Source organism: uncultured Bacteroides sp., from assembly GCF_958445495.1.
Classification (GTDB): Bacteria; Bacteroidota; Bacteroidia; order Bacteroidales; family Bacteroidaceae; genus Bacteroides.
Genome location: NZ_CAUCSQ010000014.1, coordinates 70,174 through 92,130 on the forward strand (window position 1 = coordinate 70,174; position 21,957 = coordinate 92,130).

At 44.8% G+C, this 21,957-nt stretch carries 14 protein-coding genes and 1 other RNA gene; 11 read left to right on the plus strand and 4 right to left on the minus strand.

What is annotated here, in order from left to right; genetic code table 11:
• The first annotated feature begins 94 nt into the window (after nucleotides 1–94).
• The 8 genes from Q5076_RS06920 (at nucleotide 95) to Q5076_RS06955 (ending at nucleotide 12,092) form a co-directional block, all read left to right on the plus strand.
• Nucleotides 95–3,622, plus strand: a complete 3,528-nt coding sequence (locus tag Q5076_RS06920) for a TonB-dependent receptor (protein WP_303011956.1) — start codon at nucleotides 95–97, stop codon at nucleotides 3,620–3,622.
• 10 nt (nucleotides 3,623–3,632) lie between these two features.
• Complete coding sequence (locus Q5076_RS06925) at nucleotides 3,633–5,651, plus strand: RagB/SusD family nutrient uptake outer membrane protein (RefSeq protein ID WP_303011957.1); 2,019 nt, start codon at nucleotides 3,633–3,635, stop codon at nucleotides 5,649–5,651.
• Nucleotides 5,652–5,765: 114 nt separating this feature from the next.
• A complete protein-coding gene (locus Q5076_RS06930; protein ID WP_303011993.1) occupies nucleotides 5,766–7,244 on the plus strand; it encodes a sulfatase in 1,479 nt (492 codons plus the stop codon).
• Nucleotides 7,245–7,554: 310 nt separating this feature from the next.
• Nucleotides 7,555–8,091, plus strand: a complete 537-nt coding sequence (gene hpt / locus Q5076_RS06935; protein ID WP_303011958.1) for a hypoxanthine phosphoribosyltransferase — start codon at nucleotides 7,555–7,557, stop codon at nucleotides 8,089–8,091.
• Nucleotides 8,092–8,124: 33 nt separating this feature from the next.
• Nucleotides 8,125–8,694 carry an adenylate kinase gene (locus Q5076_RS06940; RefSeq protein ID WP_303011959.1) on the plus strand — a complete coding sequence of 190 codons (570 nt, stop codon included), beginning with the start codon at nucleotides 8,125–8,127 and terminating at the stop codon, nucleotides 8,692–8,694.
• A gap of 21 nt (nucleotides 8,695–8,715) precedes the next feature.
• Complete coding sequence (obgE, locus tag Q5076_RS06945; RefSeq protein ID WP_303011960.1) at nucleotides 8,716–9,873, plus strand: GTPase ObgE; 1,158 nt, start codon at nucleotides 8,716–8,718, stop codon at nucleotides 9,871–9,873.
• The gene (gene pgeF / locus Q5076_RS06950) at nucleotides 9,870–10,694 is read left to right on the plus strand and encodes a peptidoglycan editing factor PgeF (protein ID WP_303011962.1); all 825 of its coding nucleotides are present in this window, start codon (nucleotides 9,870–9,872) and stop codon (nucleotides 10,692–10,694) included. Before obgE ends, pgeF begins: the two co-directional genes overlap by 4 nt.
• A gap of 735 nt (nucleotides 10,695–11,429) precedes the next feature.
• Complete coding sequence (locus Q5076_RS06955; protein WP_303011964.1) at nucleotides 11,430–12,092, plus strand: B3/4 domain-containing protein; 663 nt, start codon at nucleotides 11,430–11,432, stop codon at nucleotides 12,090–12,092.
• A gap of 305 nt (nucleotides 12,093–12,397) precedes the next feature.
• On the opposite strand, the gene Q5076_RS06960 is transcribed toward Q5076_RS06955, so the two are convergent.
• Nucleotides 12,398–13,579: a lactonase family protein gene (locus tag Q5076_RS06960; RefSeq protein WP_303011966.1), complete on the minus strand. Its 1,182-nt coding sequence runs from the start codon at nucleotides 13,577–13,579 to the stop codon at nucleotides 12,398–12,400.
• A 26-nt stretch (nucleotides 13,580–13,605) separates the two neighbouring features.
• Nucleotides 13,606–16,446, minus strand: coding sequence for a beta-glucosidase (locus Q5076_RS06965; RefSeq protein ID WP_303011968.1), 2,841 nt, complete (start codon nucleotides 16,444–16,446; stop codon nucleotides 13,606–13,608).
• Between the two features lie 152 nt (nucleotides 16,447–16,598).
• Between Q5076_RS06965 and ssrA the strand changes: the two genes are divergently transcribed.
• Nucleotides 16,599–16,995, plus strand: a transfer-messenger RNA (tmRNA) gene (gene ssrA, locus Q5076_RS06970).
• Nucleotides 16,996–17,258: 263 nt separating this feature from the next.
• Here the strand turns inward: ssrA and Q5076_RS06975 are convergent.
• A complete protein-coding gene (locus tag Q5076_RS06975) occupies nucleotides 17,259–18,035 on the minus strand; it encodes a bifunctional 2-polyprenyl-6-hydroxyphenol methylase/3-demethylubiquinol 3-O-methyltransferase UbiG (protein ID WP_303011970.1) in 777 nt (258 codons plus the stop codon).
• Between the two features lie 75 nt (nucleotides 18,036–18,110).
• Nucleotides 18,111–19,598 carry a sigma-70 family RNA polymerase sigma factor gene (locus Q5076_RS06980; protein WP_303011972.1) on the minus strand — a complete coding sequence of 496 codons (1,488 nt, stop codon included), beginning with the start codon at nucleotides 19,596–19,598 and terminating at the stop codon, nucleotides 18,111–18,113.
• 361 nt (nucleotides 19,599–19,959) lie between these two features.
• Here Q5076_RS06980 and Q5076_RS06985 point away from each other — a divergent pair, with 361 nt between their 5' ends.
• On the plus strand, nucleotides 19,960–20,523 hold the full coding sequence (locus tag Q5076_RS06985; protein WP_303011974.1) for a Crp/Fnr family transcriptional regulator: 564 nt from the start codon (nucleotides 19,960–19,962) through the stop codon (nucleotides 20,521–20,523).
• A 114-nt stretch (nucleotides 20,524–20,637) separates the two neighbouring features.
• On the plus strand, nucleotides 20,638–21,786 hold the full coding sequence (locus tag Q5076_RS06990; RefSeq protein WP_303011975.1) for an acyltransferase: 1,149 nt from the start codon (nucleotides 20,638–20,640) through the stop codon (nucleotides 21,784–21,786).
• Nucleotides 21,787–21,957 lie beyond the last annotated feature (171 nt).

The following is a 21,957-nucleotide window of genomic DNA, read 5'->3' on the forward strand; positions in this document are numbered from 1 at the left end:
GATGTTGGCGCATCATGTCTGTATGCGAAAGTCTTTAAACTGTTTAGAATGTAAACAGAGTAAATTATTTCTTAACTTAAATTCTTGCAAAGATATGAAGAAAAACAGTTATGACCAACAATTGTGGGCGGATAATCCCGTCTTTATTGTTTGGGAAAAAGTCCCGTTGTTTATGAAGTTACTTTTCGTTTTCTGCTTTTGTTTTGTGGGCGTTTTATGTGCCAACGACAGCTATGCCCAACGTACTATAATGAATGTAAATGCGCAAAATGTGACTGTGAAAGAAGTCCTCGCCCAGATTGAAGAACAGTCGGATTTCAGTTTTTTCTACAATGACAGCCATGTTGATGTCAATCGGCGGGTATCGGTATCTGTCGATCAGAGCGACATATTTACGATATTGAATGAAGTATTTAAAAATACGGATGTCAAATATGTCGTGCGCAACAAGAAAATAATATTGTCTACCCGGACGGCGGAAGCGCTGGCGGTCAAACAGACAGTACAAGTGAAAGGAAAGGTCGTGGATATCTTAGGCGAGCCTGTAATCGGGGCTACGGTTATGGAAGACGGCACCCAGAATGGAACGATTACGGACATTGACGGACAGTTCACCTTGAATATAATGCCTTCCAGTACCACGGTCACGGTATCTTATGTCGGCTATGTGACGCAAACCGTAAAAGTACAATCCGGCAAGCTCCTGTCGATTATTCTCAAGGAAGATTCCAAGACATTGGATGAAATCGTAGTTGTCGGTTTCGGAACACAGAAAAAAGTAAACCTGACCGGTTCGGTATCCACGGTCACTGCCGACGATTTGTTGTCCCGTCCGGTTTCTAACATAAGCCAGGCATTGCAAGGATTGGTTCCGGGAATGAACTTCTCCTATGGCTCAGACGGCAATGGCGGTGAAATCGGCGCTGAAATGAATGTAAACATTCGCGGTAACGGTACGATTGGCGATGGCTCCAACGCCTCTCCGCTCATTTTGATAGACGGCATGGAGGGAAACATGAATATGCTGAATCCGAATGATATCGAAAGCATCTCGGTACTCAAAGATGCGGCAGCCTCTTCTATCTACGGTTCCCGTGCACCGTTCGGTGTGGTATTGATAACGACCAAAAAAGGAAAAGCGGGGAAAATGAACGTTAATTACAATAATAGTTTCCGCTGGTCGCAGGCCATCAATCTTCCGGAAGTCGCAGATGCCTATACCTACGCCAGGTATTTTAATAAGATGCAGTTGAATGATGGTAAAACGGCTGTGCAGTTTGACGAAACCCGCCTTCAGGCTATCAAGGATTATGCCGCAGGAGTGATAACCACCACTACCCAGCCGAACAGAGAAACCCCTACTATCTGGGACTGGATTGGCAATACGAATACAGATTGGTATGATGTGGTATTCGGCGGTACGGCATTCTCACAAGAACATTCTCTCAGCGTCAGTGGCGGTACGGAAAAAATCCAGTATTATTTCTCCGGGAACTATATGGGGCAAGAAGGAATGATGGCGATTCGCCGTGACAAATTGCAGCGCTATGCGGTGACAAGCAAGATTAATGCGCAGCTTTATCCGTGGTTAAGCATGAATTATAGCATGAAATTCATGAGAAAGGACTATACCAAGCCTACCGCAATGACTGACAATGTCCTTTATCAGAATATTGCCAAACGTTGGCCGATGGAACCTACGGTAGACCCGAACGGTTATCCGATGGGTAACACGATTATCCGTCCTATTCTTTACGGAGGTGACAATAAGTCGCAGACCGATTGGCTGTATCAGCAATTCCAAGTGGTTGTAGAGCCAATCAAAGACTGGAAGATTTTCGGAGAAATCAATTATAAGGTAATAGACGCCTTCACCCATACGGATTATCTGGAAGTGCCGCAGATGAACGTGGCCGGCGAACCGTATGCCGGCGACACTTGGAATACGTCGAAAGTTACTGAAGGTGCAGAACGCACCAACTATTTCAATACGAACGTCTACAGTGAATACAGCAAGACCTTTGCCGATGTACACCACCTGAAAGCGATGGTCGGATTTCAGGCGGAAGTAAATAAATGGAGACAGTTGCAGGCGACAAAATTAGATTTGATATCAGAATCCATTCCCAATATCAATGCGGCTACGGGAGAAGCGACAATCGATAAGTCGAAACTGACCCATTGGGCTACAGCCGGTTTCTTCGGGCGGTTGAATTACGACTATAAAGAACGTTATCTGTTGGAAGTGAACCTTCGTTATGACGGAACTTCCCGTTTTGCGAGAGATAAGCGTTGGAACCTGTTCCCTTCTTTCTCCGCCGGATGGAATGTGGCGCGTGAGGCATTTATGGAACCCTACAACAATATCGTCAACACTTTGAAGATTCGCGGTTCATGGGGAGAACTGGGAAACCAGAATACGGAAAATCTGTATCCCTATATCCAGTTGATGAAGTTTGTCGCCCAAGACCCCAATTCCAATTGGCTGATAAACGGCACCCGCCCCAACACGGCAGATGCGCCGGACTTGATTTCAGCATTGTTAGGCTGGGAGACTATGCGGTCATGGAATATCGGTTTTGACCTGGGAATGCTGAACAACCGCCTGACCATCAGTTTTGACTGGTTCAACAGAAAGACGATTAATATGGTCGGGCCGGCTCCCGAACTCCCCGCGACACTGGGGGCGGATGTGCCTAAGATGAACAATGCGGATATGCAATCTCTCGGTTTCGAACTGGATTTGGGATGGAGAGACCGCATAAAAGATTTTGACTACGGGATACACTTGTTGCTTTCCGACGACCGCCAGAAGATTTTGAAATACCCCAATAAGACAGGAAAAATAGACACTTGGTATGTCGGGAAATACATAGGCGATATCTGGGGATTCGAAACAATCGGCATAGCCAAGAGCCAGGAAGAGATGGATGCCCATCTGGCCGGATTACCCAACGGCGGACAGTCGGAACTGGGCAGCAACTGGGGTGCGGGCGACATCATGTACCGCGACCTGGACAATGACGGTAAGATTTCCGACGGCTCCACTCTCGACGACCCGGGTGACAAAAGAGTTATCGGCAACTCTTCTCCGCGCCTCCGGTTCGGACTCGATTTGACTGCCGCATGGAAAGGGTTCGATGTACGCCTGTTCTTCCAGGGAGTGGCGAAACGCGACGCCTGGTTAAGCGATAACATGTTCTGGGGAGCCACCGGCGGTATCTGGCAATCGGCATGCTTCACCTCCCATCTGGATTTCTTCCGGGAAGAAAGTGACGATTTCTGGAGTGAAAACAAAGATGCCTATTTCCCTCGCACATTGGTTGACAACTATGAAAAGAATCAAAAGGTACAGACCCGTTATTTGCAGAACGCCGCCTATATACGGTTGAAGAATCTGCAAATCGGATATACCTTACCTAGTAAGATAACCCGGAAAATAGGTATTTCGAACCTGCGGATTTTCTTCTCCGGAGAAAACCTGTTCACTCTAACAGGACTGCCTGAAGGATTTGACCCGGAAACAATCAATACCGGGTATGGAGCACAAGACGGCACTACGTCGGGAAAGACTTATCCGTTGTCCCGTACCTTCTCTACAGGCTTTAGTGTTAACTTTTAATTGACGATATATGAAAAAGATAATTCAATACTTGTTTTTATTGGCGGGAGGGAGCTTGACGCTTGTTTCTTGCAATGACTTTCTGGATAGAGAACCTCTGGATAGCGTGACCCCGGACAACTTCTTCTATACGGAAAATGATTTGGCCGCTTATGCTGTAAAGCATTACAATTTCACTACCCATGAAGGCTTTAACGCCGGAATCTGGAAAAATGACAACGGAACCGATAACCAGGCCGCTACGGACTATGACAACAAATGGATTCCCGGCCAATGGAAAGTTCCTGAATCTTACAGTAACCCTGAGTCCAACGACCCTTGGAACTTTGCAGCCATCCGCGATGCCAATTATTTCCTCGAAATCGTAGTGCCCCGTTTTGAGAAAGGAGAAATAGAAGGTTCGGAAGTAAACATCAGGCACTACATCGGTGAAATGTATTTCCTGCGCGCTAAAAACTACTTGACAAAACTGGAGACCCTCGGTGACTTTCCGATAATCAAAAACACACTGCCGGACGAAAGCGAGCCTCTGACGGAAGCCAGTAAACGCGAACCCCGGTATAAAGTGGCACGTTTTATTCTGGAAGACCTCGACCGGGCCATCGAAATGTTAACCAATGACATTTCGGGCGGGAAAAACCGTATTACAAAAAATGCAGCCTTGCTGTTAAAATCAAGAGCCGCTTTGTTTGAAGCCTCCTGGCTGACTTATCATAGAGGGACCGCTCTGGTGCCGGGTGGCCCCGGATGGCCGGGAAAAGCGGAAGATATTGAAGGCTTTGATATTGATACGGAAATCGCGTTTTTCCTGAAAGAAGCGAAATCGGCGGCAAAAGAAGTGATAGGCAACGCGGCTCTGGTAGAGAACACCGCGAAAGATTGCAATGATGAAACAGTTAAAACAGACGAAGATATATATAAGATGAGCAACCCCTATTTTGCTCAGTTCTCAGCAAATAGTTTAGAAGAATATTCGGAAATACTGCTATGGCGTTCCTATAACCTGCTTGAGTACGGAATTGTACATTCGGCTCCTTTCTATATCCGTGTGGGCGGAGATACCGGTTTTACCCGCCAGTATGTGGAAAGCTTTCTTTGCCGGGACGGCAAGCCGATATATGCGTCCGACCAGTATAAAGGCGACAAATCGCTGTTGGATGTACGCAAGAACAGAGATTTGCGTTTGCAGCTATTCTTGATGACACCGGGTGAGACCCTGAGCCCGAATATCATGGACGGCACTCCCGATTTGCTTCCGGACGCTCCGCAAATCCTGGAAATAAAAGAGAAAAGATGTACGACAGGCTATCAGGTACGCAAAGGACTTTCCGGAAATTGGTATCGTGACGGCAATACGGCGATTGAAGGCTGTCCGATATATCGTGTGGCAGAAGCCTACCTCAATTATATCGAAGCAGACTGTATGGAACATAACGGAACTTCCATCAGTACCGAAGCTGCCGGTTACTGGGGAGACCTCCGTGAAAGAGCGGGACTTCCGAGAGACTATACGGTGACGGTGAACAGTACAGACCTCTCTAGGGAACTCGACTGGGCCGTATATTCGGCAGGGGAACAAGTCACTCCTCTGTTGTACAATATCCGTCGTGAACGGCGTTGCGAGCTATTGGCGGAAGGCATGCGCATGAGAGACCTGAAACGTTGGAGAGCGTTGGACCAAGTTAAGAATTTCGTGATTGAGGGAGTGAACCTGTGGGAATCCAATTTGCAGTATGCATATATGAAAGACGGGGAAAATCTTCTGGTGCCGGAAGGAACGGAAGGAAAAACATCCAATGTGTCCAGCCCTGCTAGCAGTAAATATCTGTGCCCTTACCGTGCAGTGAAAACAAACAACCTGATGTACGATGCAGGATATTCATGGTGCGAGGCACATTATCTGGACCCTATCGCTATTACGCATTTCAGGATTACCGCCTCAAATCCCAACGACCTGAGTACCTCTGTTATATATCAGAATCCCGGATGGCCCACCGCAGCCAATGAAGGACCTGTTAGCGTGAATTAAAAATATCGGAAAAAGAACTGCATCTGACAGACAAAGATGCAGTTCTTTTTGTTATGCCAAAGATTGTATATGAAAAAAATAACTTCGCTGTTATACCTGTGTTTCATAGGTAATATGGCTAATGCGTATGCCGACAAGCGTCCCAACATCCTGCTGTTTCTGGTAGACGATATGGGATGGCAGGACACCTCCGTGCCGTTCTGGGAGCAAAAGACGGCATACAATGAAATTTATGAAACTCCCAATATGGAACGGCTTGCGCGGAAAGGCATGAAGTTTACGCAGGCTTATGCCAACAGCATCAGCTCCCCCAGCCGTGTCAGTTTGTTTACCGGCATGAACAGCGCATGCCACAGGGTTACCAACTGGACATTGGAACGCGGCAGTTCTAACGACGCCCCTAACGACAGTCTGGTTTATCCGCAATGGAATGTAAACGGATTCTGCCAACAGGATAAAATTGAACGTTGTACATACGCAACATCCTTGGCACAAGTGTTAAAAGATAACGGATATTATACGATACATTGCGGTAAAGCGCATTTTGCCGCACGCACCACGCCCGGAGAGAATCCGCTGAACTTGGGATTTGACGTAAACATAAACGGCGGTGCGGCCGGCGCACCCGGCACGTACAAAGGAATCACGAATTTCGGAAATGCGTGTGAAGGGCGCCTGCCAAACCGGTTTGCAGTTCCCGGATTGGAAGAATATTACGGAAAAGACATCTTTCTGACCGAGGCGTTGACCCTGGAAGCCATAAAAGCCCTTGACAAAGTGAAGCGGGAAGATAAACCTTTCTTTTTGTACATGGCGCATTATGCCGTGCACGTACCTCTGGAAAAAGACATGAGATTCTATGAAAAGTATAAAGCAAAAGGATTGCCGGACAATGATGCTGCTTATGCGGCGTTGGTCGAAGGAATGGACAAAAGCCTGGGCGATTTGATGGATTATCTGGAAAAGAACAGCTTGGCGGAAAATACCGTTATCCTTTTCATGTCGGATAATGGCGGGCTGGCATCGGAAAAATATTGGCGCACGCCGCTGTATGTGCAAAACGCGCCGCTTAGCAGCGGAAAAGGTTCGGCGCGTGAAGGAGGTATCCGCGAACCGATGATTGTGTATTGGCCGCAAGTGACTGCTCCCGGTTCGGAATGCGACAACTATCTTATCATAGAAGACTTTTTCCCTACGATTCTGGAGATTGCCCGAATCAAACATTATGAAACCGTGCAGCGTATAGACGGGATAAGCTTTGTCCCTTTGCTGAAAGGTACCGGCGATTCGTCGGAAGGCCGGGCGCTTTATTGGAATTTCCCGAATGGCTGGGGAGAGCCGGGACCGGGATTCGGAGCCAGTTGCACGATTCGTAAGGGCGACTGGAAACTGATATATTACTATGGTTCGCAGAAAAAAGAATTGTTCAATCTTGCGGAAGACATCTCGGAGAAATGCAACCTTGCGGAGAAATACCCCGACATAACCGGGAAATTATCCGAAGAACTGGGCACATACCTGCGGAAGAACAAAGCACAGCGTCCTTCATTCAAAGCCACGGGAAAACCGGTTCCTTGGCCGGACGAAATCTGACGGGCCGCAGAGACATATTTATCCTGGCGGAGAATGACAACATCTTGTCCGAAGCGGAAATGGGTTGTTTCTGATATCCGGTACGGGTCCGTATCGCGGTTCTCCGCCGGCCGTCTGCCCTCCGGCTTTTGCAATAAATGATTTTCCCCGGCATCCGCTTCTTCTTTTCATCTGAAAGTTACTCCCCTCTCCGGGATGGGCAGACCGTTGTCCGTCGCCGGCCGTCCCCCTGTTATAAAACTTTGGATAACTATTGCCCGGATGAGACAAAAATCGTACTTTTGCGACAACTTTTTTAAAATAACCGGTTATGGATACCATTCAGATAAAAGACAAGCAATTTACTGTTTCCATTAAGGAACAGGACATCCGGAAAGAAGTGATTCGCGTGGCGGGTGAAATCAACCGTGATTTGGCGGGTAAGAATCCGCTTTTTCTTAGCGTCCTGAACGGTTCGTTCATGTTTACTGCCGACCTCTTGAAACATATCACAATCCCTTGTGAAATTTCGTTTGTAAAGCTTGCCTCCTATCAGGGAGTGACCTCTACCGGAGTGATTAAAGAAGTAATCGGACTGAATGAAGACATCGCCGGGCGCACCGTCGTAATCGTGGAAGATATTGTAGACACGGGGCTGACCATGCAGCGGTTGCTTGAGACATTAGGCACACGCAATCCCGAATCCATCCATATAGCCTCCTTGCTGGTGAAACCGGAAAAACTGAAAGTCGATTTGAATATCGAATATGTGGCGATGAAGATTCCGAATGACTTTATTGTGGGTTACGGGTTGGATTATGACGGTTTCGGGCGTAACTATCCCGACATTTATACAGTAGTGGATTAAATTCAAATACAAATTAATTTTTAGGTAAAAAAGATGTTGAATATTGTAATTTTCGGTGCTCCGGGTTCCGGAAAAGGAACACAAAGCGAGCGTATCGTAGAAAAGTATGGAATTAACCACATCTCGACAGGAGATGTGTTGCGTGCGGAAATCAAGAATGGCACAGAGCTGGGTAAAACCGCTAAAGGCTATATAGACCAGGGACAGTTAATTCCCGACGAATTGATGATTGACATTCTTGCAAGCGTGTTTGACAGCTTCAAGGATAGCAAAGGCGTAATTTTTGACGGTTTTCCGAGAACAATCGCACAGGCGGAAGCATTGAAGAAAATGTTGGCTGAAAGAGGCCAGGACGTTTCCGTGATGCTCGACCTCGAAGTGCCCGAAGATGAGCTGATGGTACGTCTCATCAAACGCGGAAAAGACTCCGGCCGTGCCGATGACAATGAAGAAACCATCAAGAAACGCCTGCATGTGTATCACTCGCAGACCGCCCCGCTGATTGACTGGTACAAGAATGAACAGAAATACCAGCACATTAACGGCTTGGGTACTATGGAAAATATCTTTGCCGACATCTGTAAAGCAGTAGATAATTTATAATCCTATCTTACTTTAAACTATATGGCTGAATCGAATTTTGTTGATTACGTAAAAATCTACTGCCGCTCAGGCAAGGGCGGGAGAGGTTCTACGCACATGAGGCGCGAGAAATATTGTCCTAACGGGGGTCCCGACGGGGGTGATGGCGGAAGAGGAGGCCATATTATCTTGCGTGGCAATCGGAACTACTGGACGTTGCTTCACTTGAAGTTTGACCGTCATGCGATGGCGGGCCACGGTGAGTCGGGAAGCAAGAACCGCAGTTTCGGCAAGGACGGTGCGGACAAAGTGATTGAAGTTCCCTGCGGGACAGTAGTCTATAACGCGGAAACGGGAGAATATATTTGTGACGTGACGGAAGACGGGCAGGAAGTAATCTTGCTGAAAGGCGGCCGTGGCGGTTTAGGCAACTGGCATTTCAGGACGGCAACCCGGCAGGCGCCGCGTTTTGCGCAGCCGGGCGAACCGATGCAGGAAATGACGGTCATTATGGAACTGAAACTGCTGGCCGATGTAGGGCTGGTAGGATTTCCCAATGCGGGAAAATCAACCCTGCTTTCTTCCATATCGGCTGCCAAACCGAAAATAGCCGACTATCCTTTTACTACGCTCGAACCGAACCTGGGCATCGTATCCTATCGTGACGGAAAATCATTCGTGATGGCAGACATACCGGGAATCATCGAAGGAGCGAGCCAGGGAAAAGGATTGGGATTGCGTTTTCTGCGCCATATCGAACGTAACTCATTGCTTCTGTTCATGGTTCCTGCGGATAGTGACGATATCCGTAAGGAATATGAGATTCTGCTGAATGAGCTGCGCACCTTCAATCCGGAGATGCTGGACAAGCAACGTGTATTGGCCGTTACGAAAAGCGACATGCTTGACCGGGAACTGATGGACGAGATAGAACCGACCCTGCCTGCAGGCATTCCGCACATATTCATTTCATCGGTTTCCGGGCTGGGCATTCCGGCCCTGAAAGATATCCTGTGGGAAGAACTGAACAAAGAAAGCAATAAGATAGAAAATATCGTTCATCGCCCGAAGGATGTGGCGCGTTTGCAGCAGGAACTCAAAGATATGGGTGAAGATGAAGACATCGCTTATGAATATGAAGACGAAAGCGATGACGATATCGATTATGAATACGAAGAAGAAGACTGGGAGGAACAATGATTTCACTCACGGAAGATAAAAGAATGTTGGGGTATGAACTGCTGAGTTCGCATCCCGACATTTTTCATTTTGTCACGACCCGGCAAGGAGGGTATGGCGAGGGAGCTTATGAGTCTTTCAACTGTTCGCATTACTGCGGAGACAATCCGGAGCATGTGCGCCTGAATAGGGAACGCCTTCTGGAGTCGGCGCCGCAATCTTTTGCCGAGCTGGTAATTCCCGTCCAGGTACATGGAACGCGGATTCTGCGGATTGACGGCGCTTTCCGTGACTTGTCTCCGGAACAGAAAGAGCAGTCCTTACACGGAATAGACGCCTTGATTACTTCCGAAGTCGGATTCTGCATTTGTGTCTCTACGGCAGACTGCATACCGGTCTTGATTTACGATAAAAAGCATCGGGCGGTTGCAGCCGTACATGCCGGGTGGCGCGGAACGGTAGCGTATATCCTTCGTGAGACTTTGGAAATGATGAATCGCTCTTTCGAGACAAAGGGAGAAGACGCGATAGCCTGTATCGGTCCCGGTATCTCGTTGAGTGCGTTCGAAGTGGGTGAAGAAGTGTATGAGACATTTGATAAACAAGGATTTGACATGTCCCGTATTGCCTGGTGGAACAGGGAGACGGGAAAACATCATCTTGATTTATGGGAAGCCAACCGGATGCAATTGACGGCATTCGGCATTCCGGAAAGCCAGATAGAATTGTCGGGTATATGTACGTATGCTCATTATCATGAATTTTTTTCGGCGCGCCGCATGGGAATCCGTTCCGGGCGTATCTTGTCCGGAATTATGTTGTCGTCTTCCCAAAGGATATGACTCGGAATCCGTATCGTACGGAGTAGAAGCCGGACAAGTAAACTTATTTAGTTTAAAAAAATATTGGGTAAACTCACTTAGGTATAACAAGCGAGGTTGTCAACTCAATCCAGTACAGTAACAGAAGATACAAATTTTTGCACCATCTCTAAAATGACAACTCATACAGGAATAACAAAGGGACAAGTAAACTTATTTAGTTTTAGAAAAATATTGAGTAAACCAATTTTAGGTATAACAAGCGAAGTTGTCAACTCAATCCAGTGCAGTACACTTTAATCGTAAGCTTAGTCAGTTTCAATAGATGAAACGTTTTGTTTCACCGCCGGAAACTATAGTTTCCATTGCATGAAACTGTAGTTCCCTCATTGTTGAAACTGTAGTTTCTCACTGTTGAAACTATAGTTTCTTCCTGCTGAAACTTCAGTTTCTTTCTGCTGAAACTTTAGTTTCTCCGGCATGAAACTTTAGTTCCGACAGGTGAAAATCTGTATAAACCTGTATGTCCTTCATTTCAAGCCCTTTACTTCATAGGACAGATATCGTTGGCATGGGATGCATGCTGTCGGCATTTCTCTTCCGGCTTGTGCCAAAGAAAGCTAATCACGACTCTGAAAAAGGAAGATTTAGCCGGTCATATCGTTAATAAACCGTAGAATAAGTAATGCATATTGGTACAAAATATTTATTTTTGCAGCGGAATGACATCCGGTATGGATAATAATTATTTAAGTTATGTACACTATTTCGATATCTGAGGAAATAAAGGCTGCCTGTCCTGTATTTACCGGGGCAGCCGTATATGCGACGGTGAAAAATACGTCCTTTAGCGAAGGGCTGTGGAGAGAAATCAACGCTTTCACAGAACAACTGACTGCTACGACGCAAATGGAAGATATCAAACGCCAACCCGTGATTGCCGCTACTCGTGAGGCTTACAAACGGTGCGGGAAAGACCCCGGACGTTACCGTCCGTCGGCGGAAGCGTTGCGCCGTCGCCTGATGCGTGGCATTCCTTTGTATCAGATTGACACCTTGGTAGACCTTATCAATCTGGTTTCCCTCCGTACCGGTCATTCCATCGGCGGTTTTGATGCCGACAAGATACAGGGAAATCACCTTGAACTTGGTATCGGTAAGGCTGGAGAGCCTTTTGAAGGTATCGGAAGAGGAATTCTGAATATTGAAGGATTACCGGTCTATCGCGATGCGGTAGGCGGCATCGGGACTCCCACCAGTGATAATGAGCGGACTAAAATGGATATCGGGACTACTCATATTCTGGCGATTGTGAATGGGTATAATGGAAGAGAGGGGTTGGAAGAAGCTGCTGAAATGATTCGGTCTTTGTTGAGAGAATATGCGGAATCGGACGGCGGTGAAATATCCTTTTTTTGATTTACGATATTCACGAGGAGACACTCCCGTGATTTTGCTGAACAGACGGGAAAATGGATGAACATCTGAAAAGTTACAGATTATAACTGATAAACATAGAAGAGCTGTATCATTACTCAAAAGTAGAGTTGATACAAGCTCTTTTTATTGCCGGTGAAGATGGGCGAGTTTCAGATGAAAAGTTCATTTCCTCTAAGATTGAGTTTGGGTACACCTCATGGGACGCTCCTATTATAAATCCGTTAAAAAGATAGCTGGAAAGATGCGGGATATGTTTAACGGAATCTTCTATCGGTTACCGTAATTTACAATACGAACTTTATGCATACCGGTCTGTTTATCTTTATATCTTTATGTATATCACTCAACAGCCCCGTATCCATATTTCTTTCGTACACCTGAATCACATTATTGTCCCGGCATGCAACGAGCAGAAACTTCCCGTTTGGCGTGATGATGAAATTACGCGGATGAATCCCTGTAAGTTGATAGCCTGTTTTCGTCAACATTCCGTTATCCGGATGAATCCGGAAGATAGCGATACCATCTGCTTTCAAGCGATTACTGGCATATAAGAATTTTCCATCCGGGCTGATATGAATGTCTGCACTTCCTTTGGCTCCCACAGTATCAGCGGCTATCGTTTGAATCTCTTTCAGGTTTCCGTCTTCATATTCAAATGCAATGACTGTGCCCGATAATTCATTTATCAGATAAGCATAGTTACCGTTCGGGGCAAATGTCAGATGGCGAGGGCCTGAACCGGCTTTTACTTTGTAGGCTGTCGGTTGTCCTTCTTTAAGGAAGCTCTCTTGACTGGTGATATCTGCATTCGGGTTGATGATATATTTATGTATTTGGTCTGTTCCTAAATTATCAGCAAACAGATATTGTCCGTCCGGGGTAATCCGGACGCAATGCATGTGCGATTTTTCCTGTCTTTCCTTGTCTAGTCCCGAACCTTCGAACTTCAGGATTTCGGAAGCGGGAAGAAGTGAGCCGTCTTTTGCGATTGGAAAAATGGAAATGCTTCCGCCGCTGTAGTTGGCTGTTATCACGTTCTTCCCGGCAATGATGACATAGCAGGGGTCTCCTTCGTTTGTTTTTTGAGTGTTCAGTAGTTGAAAAGTGCCCTTTTCCTTATCGAAAGCCACAGCATTGACAGCGGCTCGTTCGTCATTGAACTCACTGACCGCATAGATGAACTTGCCATCGGAAGATGGAACAAGATAGGAGGCATTTTCTATTTTTATTCCGCTTAATGGGGTTGCCGTTCCGGTTTCTTCATTGAAACGGAAACTGTATAACCCGTTCTCGGCTCCTGATGTGTAAGTTCCTGCCAGCGTGATTAATTCATTTGCTGTTGTCGGGGTAATTTTCATATCTGTTCTTTTTTTAAAGGAACAACTGCTGAGGCTGATTCCGAGTACGCAAATAACGGCAAATGCTTTGCATACGGATATGGGGATTTTGAACGGCTCATTCATGTATGGGAGGTGTTATCGGTTGATTTTTATTTTCGTAACTGGGGCAGTTTTACTTCTGCCACTCCTACCCGGTCATCCCCTAAGACGATACGCAGGTCACTTGCCATTGTTTCCTTGAAATGGAAAGTATGCAGTTTGCCATACTCTTCTACAGTGCCGGAATATACGGTAAGAAACTGTCCTCCTCCGCTGGATAATTGGATTTCGAAATCGGTTCTTAATTTATTTTCACGGTTGAATGCAATGGATATGCTGTTTATCTTAGTGTCGTTCTGCAGGGAAAAAGTGATGTAGTCGCCTTTGTTACCTTCCCAGGAAGTTGATAAATCATTATCGATAACCTTACCGGCAGTTTCCTGATTGGTACTTGCACTGATGGGGGAGTCGCTTGAGGACGCCTGTGCGGTCGGCAGTTTCCCGCTTTCGACAACGGTTAATGTGCCGTTCAGGCGGATGTCTGTAGAAGAGGCTCCTGCCATCAGGCTGAACTCGCCCGGTTCTACCACCCAATGCATGTCTGCGTTCAGCAGTTCCAATGCTTTGCGGTCGATAGAGAAGCTCACTTCTTTGGTCTCTCCCGGTTTCAGATGGATACGTTCGAATCCGGCAAGGTTCTTTTCATAGGTGGTGACACTGCTTAAAACATCCCGTATGTAAAGTTGTACTACTTCGTCGCCTGCACGTTTGCCGGTGTTGGTAATTTTGCAGGTGACGTAAGCTTTTTGATTCGGGGTGATAACGGCGGGAGATATTTTAAGGTCGGAATATTCGAAGGTGGTGTAACTCAGTCCGTAGCCGAACGGATATAATGCGCCGTTGACACGTGACATGTTGCCGGATAGTCCGGTAGTTTTTCCTCCATCAACTTGTGAGGACGGTTTGCTGGGAAAGTTGAAGGGGATTTGTCCTACTGTTTTCGGGAAAGTTACAGTCAGTTTTCCGCCGGGATTGTAATCGCCGAAAAGTACGTCGGCTACTGCTTTCCCGCCTTTAGACCCCGGATACCAGGCTTCGAGTATGGCAGGCACGAACTTGTCCGCCCAGTTGATGGAAAGCGGACGTCCGTTGATAAGGATTAGGACGACAGGTTTTCCTGTGGCTGTCACCGCTTTTAGCAATTCGAGTTGACGGCCGGGAAGTTCGAGGCTGCTGCGGGATTTGTTCTCTCCGCAAGTGCGCTGCCCGCCTCCCAGTACAACAACCGCTACATCTGCCTCTTTTGCCTGGTTGACTGCTTTTTCTATTTCTTTCTGTTCTTCGTCCGTCAGAGGGTAATCTATCAGTTCCGATTCGGGCCAATTGGCGTCTACCAACTCGCAACCTTTGGTGTAAAGCACTTCCGCTTTTCCTTTCATTTTGTCTTGGATGCCTTTCAGCACGGAAGTCACTTCTACTGCCAATGGACCGTAGTGGGTCAGGGCATATGAGTGTTCATCTGCATTCGGGCCGCAAACCGCTATCTTTCGGATGTTTGAAGCATCCAACGGTAATGTGTTCTTGTCATTTTTCAACAGTACGATTGATTCGCGTGAGGCTTGTAAGGCTACCTCTTCGTTTTCTGCTTTTTCCACTTCTTCATCCGCTCCTTTCAAATCGGTCTGGTAGGGATGGTCGAATAATCCGACGAGGAACTTCACCCGTAAAATATCACGTACCCGTTCATTGATGACTTCTTCGCTCAATCCTCCTTCTTTTACCAGTTCTCTCAATGGCAAGACGTAGGAGTCCGGAGAACGGAAGGTGCATCGTACATTCAGCCCTGCTTCCACGCTTTGGCGGACAGCTTCTTTCATGTCTTTGGCTGTTCCGTGTTTGGTGTAGAGGTATTCTACTGCATCGCTGTCGGAAACTACGTATCCCCGGAATCCCATCTCTCCGCGCAGGCGGGTAGTCAGCCAGTAATAGCTGCTTTGAACGGGAAAACCGTCATAATCGTTGTAGGAGCTCATTATGCCGAGCAATCCCGCTTCGCGGATTACTCGTTTGAAAGGGTAGGCATGTATCATTTCCACTTCGCGCGGGGACATTTGCGGGTCGACACGTGCCATGCCTTCGCGCGCTCCTTTGTTGTTGCTGTATGCGATGAAGTGTTTTCCGGTTGCCGCTATCTGGTAATCGTGCTGCATTCCCCGTACCATTTCGATACCCAGTTCGGCTACGAGATACGGAGATTCTCCGTAGACTTCTTCGTAGCGTCCCCAACGTTGGTCGCGCCCTACGTCAAGTATCGGGGCATATACATTGGTATAGCCCAACATGCGCGCTTCCCGTCCGGTGATTAGTCCTATCTGGCGGATAAGCTGGCGGTTCCATGTGTGTCCCAGTCCTAATTGGGTGGGGAAGTTGGTGGCTTTATAGCTTTCCACTCCGCGTATGCCTTCATTGGTGAAGTCGACGGGGATGCCGAGACGTGTTTCTTCTATGAAGAACCGTTGCACTTCATTCAGTGCCCAGGCATGTTTGGAAGCCGGCCATACGTATTCGTTGTCCGACGGCGGAAGTCCCCATTGCTGGAAACCGTTCAGGTGTTCGTCAATTGCGCCGATTCCGTCTTTCCAGATTTGTTTTTTCCATTCGGGAGTTGGAAGGTCGTCTTTTAATACCCGTTTGTATCCGTAAAGGGTTACCATCTGGCATGTTTTTTCTTCCAGCGTCATCTGGCTGAGCAGGTCTTCTATGCGTGCGTCGATGGGAGCTGAGGAGTCTTCATATACGTCTTTAATACCGTTTTTGTTGAAATCTATCCATCCTTTTTTATACATTTCGGTACGGACAGGTTTGTAGGTAGCGGGTATTCTACTTGTCTTTTGTGCCGGGAGGATTGCACAACTTCCTAGAAATAAGGCTGTAAATAAAACTTTTCTCATGATATCTTTTTGTGTTAGGTATAAAATTGTTCCGTAAAGATACAGCTTTGATATAATATTTGCTAACGTATCCTCGTAATTTAAAAAACATTTCTTACCTTTGTGCTTTGGAAAGGCGTTTCGAAATCGCTATTTCATATTCATAAGAATTTGGGCTTGACTGGATTTGACAGCGGGCAGAAATGGTGAGTAAGCATGCAGTGGGTCGGTAATTTCCACTTAAATCTCAGTTATCAAAATTTTATCTGGCGAAACTAATTACGCTCTTGCTGCTTAATCGAATCACAGTAGATTAGCTTAATCCAGGCACTAGGTGCCAGGACGAGACATCACTCGGAAGCTGTTGCTCCGAAGCATTCCGGTTCAGTGGTGCAGTTACATCGGGGATAGTCAAAGGCGGCCTCGCACTTTTGATGAAACTTTAGAGGATAAGGCAGGAATTGATGGCTTTGGTTCTGTTCCTGCACGAAAATTTAGGCAAAGATAAGCATGTAGAAAGCTTATGATTTCCTCGTTTGGACGAGGGTTCGATTCCCTCCAGGTCCACAGAAGTCTGACGAAAGACAATGAAAAATCCTGTAATTCTCTGAATTACAGGATTTTACTTTTGTAAGATGATGAATTAAAATGAATATAAAAGAAAGTTTTTGGTTGGAGAAATCATTGGACTTAAAATATGTCCTTCTCCAAGTCCAACAGACTTCATTCTATTTTATTGATATTCAATATTTTATATTTGTATAATCCTCTGATTATTAAGACCTTTGCGTCATTGAAATAATAATTGAAAGTGATGTAATATGGTATCAATTTTATTCCTTCTTTAATATATAGAAGCAACTTGTACTAAAGAAATTGCGAATGTATGGTATATTGGCAATGACCTTGTTCAGTTTCTGGGGAGTCAATCGGAATTTGATTTCATAATGGGGATTAATGAAATACAATTGTTCGTGGATAATTTGATATCCACTTTTGTTAATGATGTTTTTGAACTGCTCAATGGTGCATTTTGTTTTTCTTATTTCCAAGAGTTCATTTACGGTATCGTCTTTCTCTCCACATCCTTTCAGTAACTTTTTATAGATGAAACGGGGCAATAGATGGATAAACGGAAGATGTGATATTATTTTGCTGGATGCGATTTGTTGATGCCCTCCAAAAGGCATTTGCCAAGCGGGGAAAGCCACAAAAATGATTCCGTCGGAAGATAAAAAAGAAGCCAAGTCAGAGAGAAAAAGAACTTTGTCGTGTATGTGTTCTATTACGTCATGGCAAATTATGAGGTTAAAATTGTATGTCAATTCTTTTAGCTTGAAGATGTCGGATACTATAAATTTTCCGTTCCTTCCTTTTTCCTTGAAAAAAAAGTTGGCTTGTTCTATTCTTGAACTTGCTATGTCCACTCCTGTAACATTGCAATTTAATTCGGCAAAGGGAAGTAAATTTCCTCCTTCCCCACATCCCACCTCCAATATATTGTTGGGAATGCGTTTCATTACTTTTTGGATGTATGGAATATAGTATTTTTGGCATGTATATGCTTGCTCCTCAAAATAGCATTTACGGTTTGTATGTCTTTGTTGCATGTTCTCTTTACTTTATTTATCACACTATTTATATGATAAGGAAAAGAGGGAAAGACTGCATACGTTTTGCTCTTTTTACCAAGAAAAGCGGATACCAATCGGAAGAGATATATCCAAAGGTCTTTGAGTTCGGATTGTATTCGGACTTCCTTTGGGGTTGAAATAATAATGAAGGCTTGGCTCTGCATAAATTCCCACGGAAGGAGTTATCTGATATTGGAAGCCTGCACTGACATCTATAGACCATTGTAAAGGAAGGTCTGAGTTTTCTTTTTGAACGGTTATTTTGTTATTTTCTATAATAGTTTCTTTTGTTATTGCTTTTATGGGAACTTCTAATATTGTTCCGGTTGAACTGTATATTGACATGTTTCCTCGTTTCCATAGTTGAAAAGTACCTTTTAAGGGTATTCCCAAATAGTTTATATATTGCATCTTTTCTGTGTAATATTCTCTTTGTGTCGTGAACTTTGATTTTAATAAAGTATAGCGTATTCCGGTTTCTATCCCCCAGCGTTCGTTTATGCTTTTATGCAAAGCTACGGATAGGGTGATAGGTGTATAATGATACACTTTCTCTTCTATTTTAATTTCTTCAGGTGCACCAGAGGATATATCGCCGGGAATGGTGGAATGTTTCATTTTGTTGTATGATTTTCCACCCGAATATGATATTGAAACATTCCAGTAGGATTTATTTTTCAAAGTGGGTATGACGCTTGTGTTGTATCCTCTTTTAGTTTTTTCCTTTTTAGCCGTATCTTTACTCTGTTCTTCTTTAAGATTTTGAAATGAATGGGATACTGTTATAGTGTCTTCGGAAGTAGAACTATGCCGTGCCGTATCTAAAACAGATGCAATGGGAGTCTGTCTTGGAGGATTGGATGGATATGAATGTTTTACAGAATCGTTTACGGTTTTCATGGAACTGTTATCTTCTTTTGCCATTTCTGTATATTCGGCTTCTTTTAAAGTCTTGTTGTTTAGAATAAACCATATACTTAACGGGAGTATAATCATTATAAGTATGAGTAATCCATATTGTGTTATAAGTTTTTTCAACATCTCTTTAGCCCTGAAAAGTTGGGAAGATGATGAATGTGTTGCTATTCCCAACAAAGAACTGATTTCTTTATGGGACATACCTTCTACTACTGATAATTTGAATATCTTTTGATAGCCTTCGGGAAGCTGTTCTACAAGTTTTATTAAGTCGGTATAGGAAGGAAGGTCTTTGGGCTGTATTTCATCAAGGGGTTCTTCGGTTTTTTCTAGTTCTGATAAAGAGATGATAGTTGATGTATTACGTTGATTGATGTATTTAAGGCATATATTTTTTACGATTGTCCTTATCCATCTGTCTAATTTATTAGGGTCTTGTAATGAACCGATAGAGGTGAAAATGATTATGAAGCTATCATGTATCAGGTCTTGTGCGATTTGTCTGTCAGCAACATAGAAAAGGCAAACTCTTATCATTTTATTGTAGTATTTTTGATAGAGTATGCCAAGAGCCTGTTTGTCTCCTTGACAACACAATTCTATAAGCCTTTTATTATTCATGCACCTTATAACTTTGTAATAAATAAGATATAAGGAGCCGGAAAAGACTGCATGTCTTTTCCGGCTTTAACATAATTTTATGGTTAAGTTGTGTTCTCATACCTTTTTGGGGTACTTCTTTTTGGGGGTGGCTTACACCCTGGTTTTCTTCTGTAAATCCCATTTCCCTGTATGGCTCGGCTATGGGTATCAGTTCTTTGCCGTGTGGGAAATAGGTGTCTATCCGTTTTCTGATGAGCCGGCTTTACAATTGCCAGTTCTTCTGTTTTTTAGAGGAGGCAAACAGATTTCTTTGGCCGGCGGTTATATATAAATCAATATTTATCCGTAAGTTTGCACTGATGGAAAACGATTAAGGATTATGACGAATGTAATAGATATGATGAGTTCTTTGTATCCGGTTTCCGATGATACAATACAAATGCTGAAAGAAAATGTGACAATCTGCCATTTCCCTAGAAAATACCTGTTGATAGAGGCCGGTAAATATGGCAGGTCGGCTTATTTTATTGAAAAAGGAATGACTCGTTCTTTCTGGCTGGTGAATGGGGAAGAGATAACTACTTCTTTTTCGTGTGAAGGAGGAATTGTGTTCAGTATGGATGAGTTGTACTATAATAAGATGAGTGAGGAATTTGTTGAAACCCTTGAGGAGGTTGTCGCTTATAAAATATCTCTGCCTGATTTGCTCCGGCTTTTTCAGACTAATATAGAATTGGCTAACTGGGGCAGGATTATCCATCAGAACGAGTATCGGCGTTTGCACCGTTCGCATAAGGAACGTCTGACATTATCGGCAAGGGAGAGATACGAGGAGTTCAGGCAACAGTTTCCACAGATATGCCAACGGGTACAATTGGGATATATCGCTTCTTATTTGGGAATAACGCTTTCTACTCTTAGCCGTCTCAGAAGTCGGAAATAACTCTTGTGCGGAGTAAAATTTTGATGTAGGACAATTTTTAAAATGTACGGGTTCAGTAACTTTGGGGCCTTATTGATAATGTGAAAAACAATCATTTAAAATTATAAATTTATCATGCAAAAAATTGCTTCTTCTGCTGTATTTGCAGATACCAAACCTCATTACGAGCTTCTTGACGGCTTGAGGGGAGTTGCTGCACTTCTGGTTATATGGTATCATATTTTTGAAGGCTTTGCAACGAGTCCCATAGACCAACGGTTTAATCACGGGTATCTGGCTGTCGATTTTTTCTTTATCTTGTCGGGGTTTGTGGTAGGATACGCTTATGACGACCGTTGGAAAACAACGATGAATGTGAAAAACTTTTTTAAGCGAAGGTTGATTCGTCTGCATCCGATGGTTGTATTGGGAGCTGTTTTGGGAGCTATAACATTCTACATACAGGGGTGCGAGAAGTGGGACGGTTCGCATGTGGCTGTTTCCATGCTGATGCTTGCCATGTTTCTTAATTTGTTTCTGATTCCTGCATTGCCCGGTTCCGGGTCTGAGGTTCGTGGAAACGGTGAAATGTATCCTTTGAATGGTCCGAGCTGGTCTTTGTTTTTCGAGTATATAGGGAACATCCTGTATGCGTTGTTTATCCGCCGGTTATCAACAAAACAGCTTACGGTGCTTGTCGTCCTTGCGGGAGCCGGATTGGCTTCGTTTGCCGTATGCAACCTTTCCGGTTACGGGCATTTGGGTGTCGGGTGGACGTTGGCGGATTATAATCTGCTCGGAGGTTTTCTTCGTTTGTTGTTTGCCTTTTCCATCGGATTGCTGATGTCGCGTGTTTTTAAACCGGTTAAGATTAGGGGCGGTTTCTGGATATGCAGTTTTTCGATTGCCGTTCTTCTTTCCGTTCCGCATATCGGCGGCATGGAATCTCCGTGGATGAACGGTATTTATGATTCCGTATGTATCATTGTCTTTTTCCCGATACTTGTCTATTTGGGAGCTTCGGGGAAAACCACGGACAAGGGGAGTTCTATGATTTGCAAATTCCTGGGGGATATATCTTATCCTTTATATATCGTTCATTATCCTTTTATGTATCTGTTTTATGCGTGGTTGTGGAGTGGTGAGAAACTGGCGTTTTCTGAGGTTTGGCCGGTGGCTCTGATTTTATTTTTCGGGAATATCCTGTTGGCATACCTTTGTCTGAAATTGTATGACGAGCCTGTAAGAAGATGGTTGACTAAAAAGTTTCTTGCTAAGAAATGAGACTATCATTTTGACTTCCGGCAGCCCGTGTGACGTACGGGTTGAGGCAAATATATGAGTTTCCCGGTCGGTTAACTGATTGTTGACAGGCCGGACGATGTTTTCGTCATTCTCTGTGGTGTCAAGGATAAGACCGATGGAGAATGATTTTTTGCCGCTATGCAGGTTTGT

Excerpts from the sequence above, each read along its gene's own strand:
- Q5076_RS06920 (WP_303011956.1), top strand. The coding sequence starts at position 95 with ATGAAGAAAAACAGTTATGACCAACAATTGTGGGCGGATAATCCCGTC.
- Q5076_RS06925 (WP_303011957.1), top strand. The coding sequence starts at position 3,633 with ATGAAAAAGATAATTCAATACTTGTTTTTATTGGCGGGAGGGAGCTTG.
- Q5076_RS06930 (WP_303011993.1), top strand. The coding sequence starts at position 5,766 with ATGGCTAATGCGTATGCCGACAAGCGTCCCAACATCCTGCTGTTTCTG.
- hpt (WP_303011958.1), top strand. The coding sequence starts at position 7,555 with ATGGATACCATTCAGATAAAAGACAAGCAATTTACTGTTTCCATTAAG.
- Q5076_RS06940 (WP_303011959.1), top strand. The coding sequence starts at position 8,125 with ATGTTGAATATTGTAATTTTCGGTGCTCCGGGTTCCGGAAAAGGAACA.
- obgE (WP_303011960.1), top strand. The coding sequence starts at position 8,716 with ATGGCTGAATCGAATTTTGTTGATTACGTAAAAATCTACTGCCGCTCA.
- pgeF (WP_303011962.1), top strand. The coding sequence starts at position 9,870 with ATGATTTCACTCACGGAAGATAAAAGAATGTTGGGGTATGAACTGCTG.
- Q5076_RS06955 (WP_303011964.1), top strand. The coding sequence starts at position 11,430 with ATGTACACTATTTCGATATCTGAGGAAATAAAGGCTGCCTGTCCTGTA.
- Q5076_RS06960 (WP_303011966.1), bottom strand. The coding sequence starts at position 13,579 with ATGAATGAGCCGTTCAAAATCCCCATATCCGTATGCAAAGCATTTGCC.
- Q5076_RS06965 (WP_303011968.1), bottom strand. The coding sequence starts at position 16,446 with ATGAGAAAAGTTTTATTTACAGCCTTATTTCTAGGAAGTTGTGCAATC.
- Q5076_RS06975 (WP_303011970.1), bottom strand. The coding sequence starts at position 18,035 with ATGCAACAAAGACATACAAACCGTAAATGCTATTTTGAGGAGCAAGCA.
- Q5076_RS06980 (WP_303011972.1), bottom strand. The coding sequence starts at position 19,598 with ATGAATAATAAAAGGCTTATAGAATTGTGTTGTCAAGGAGACAAACAG.
- Q5076_RS06985 (WP_303011974.1), top strand. The coding sequence starts at position 19,960 with ATGACGAATGTAATAGATATGATGAGTTCTTTGTATCCGGTTTCCGAT.
- Q5076_RS06990 (WP_303011975.1), top strand. The coding sequence starts at position 20,638 with ATGCAAAAAATTGCTTCTTCTGCTGTATTTGCAGATACCAAACCTCAT.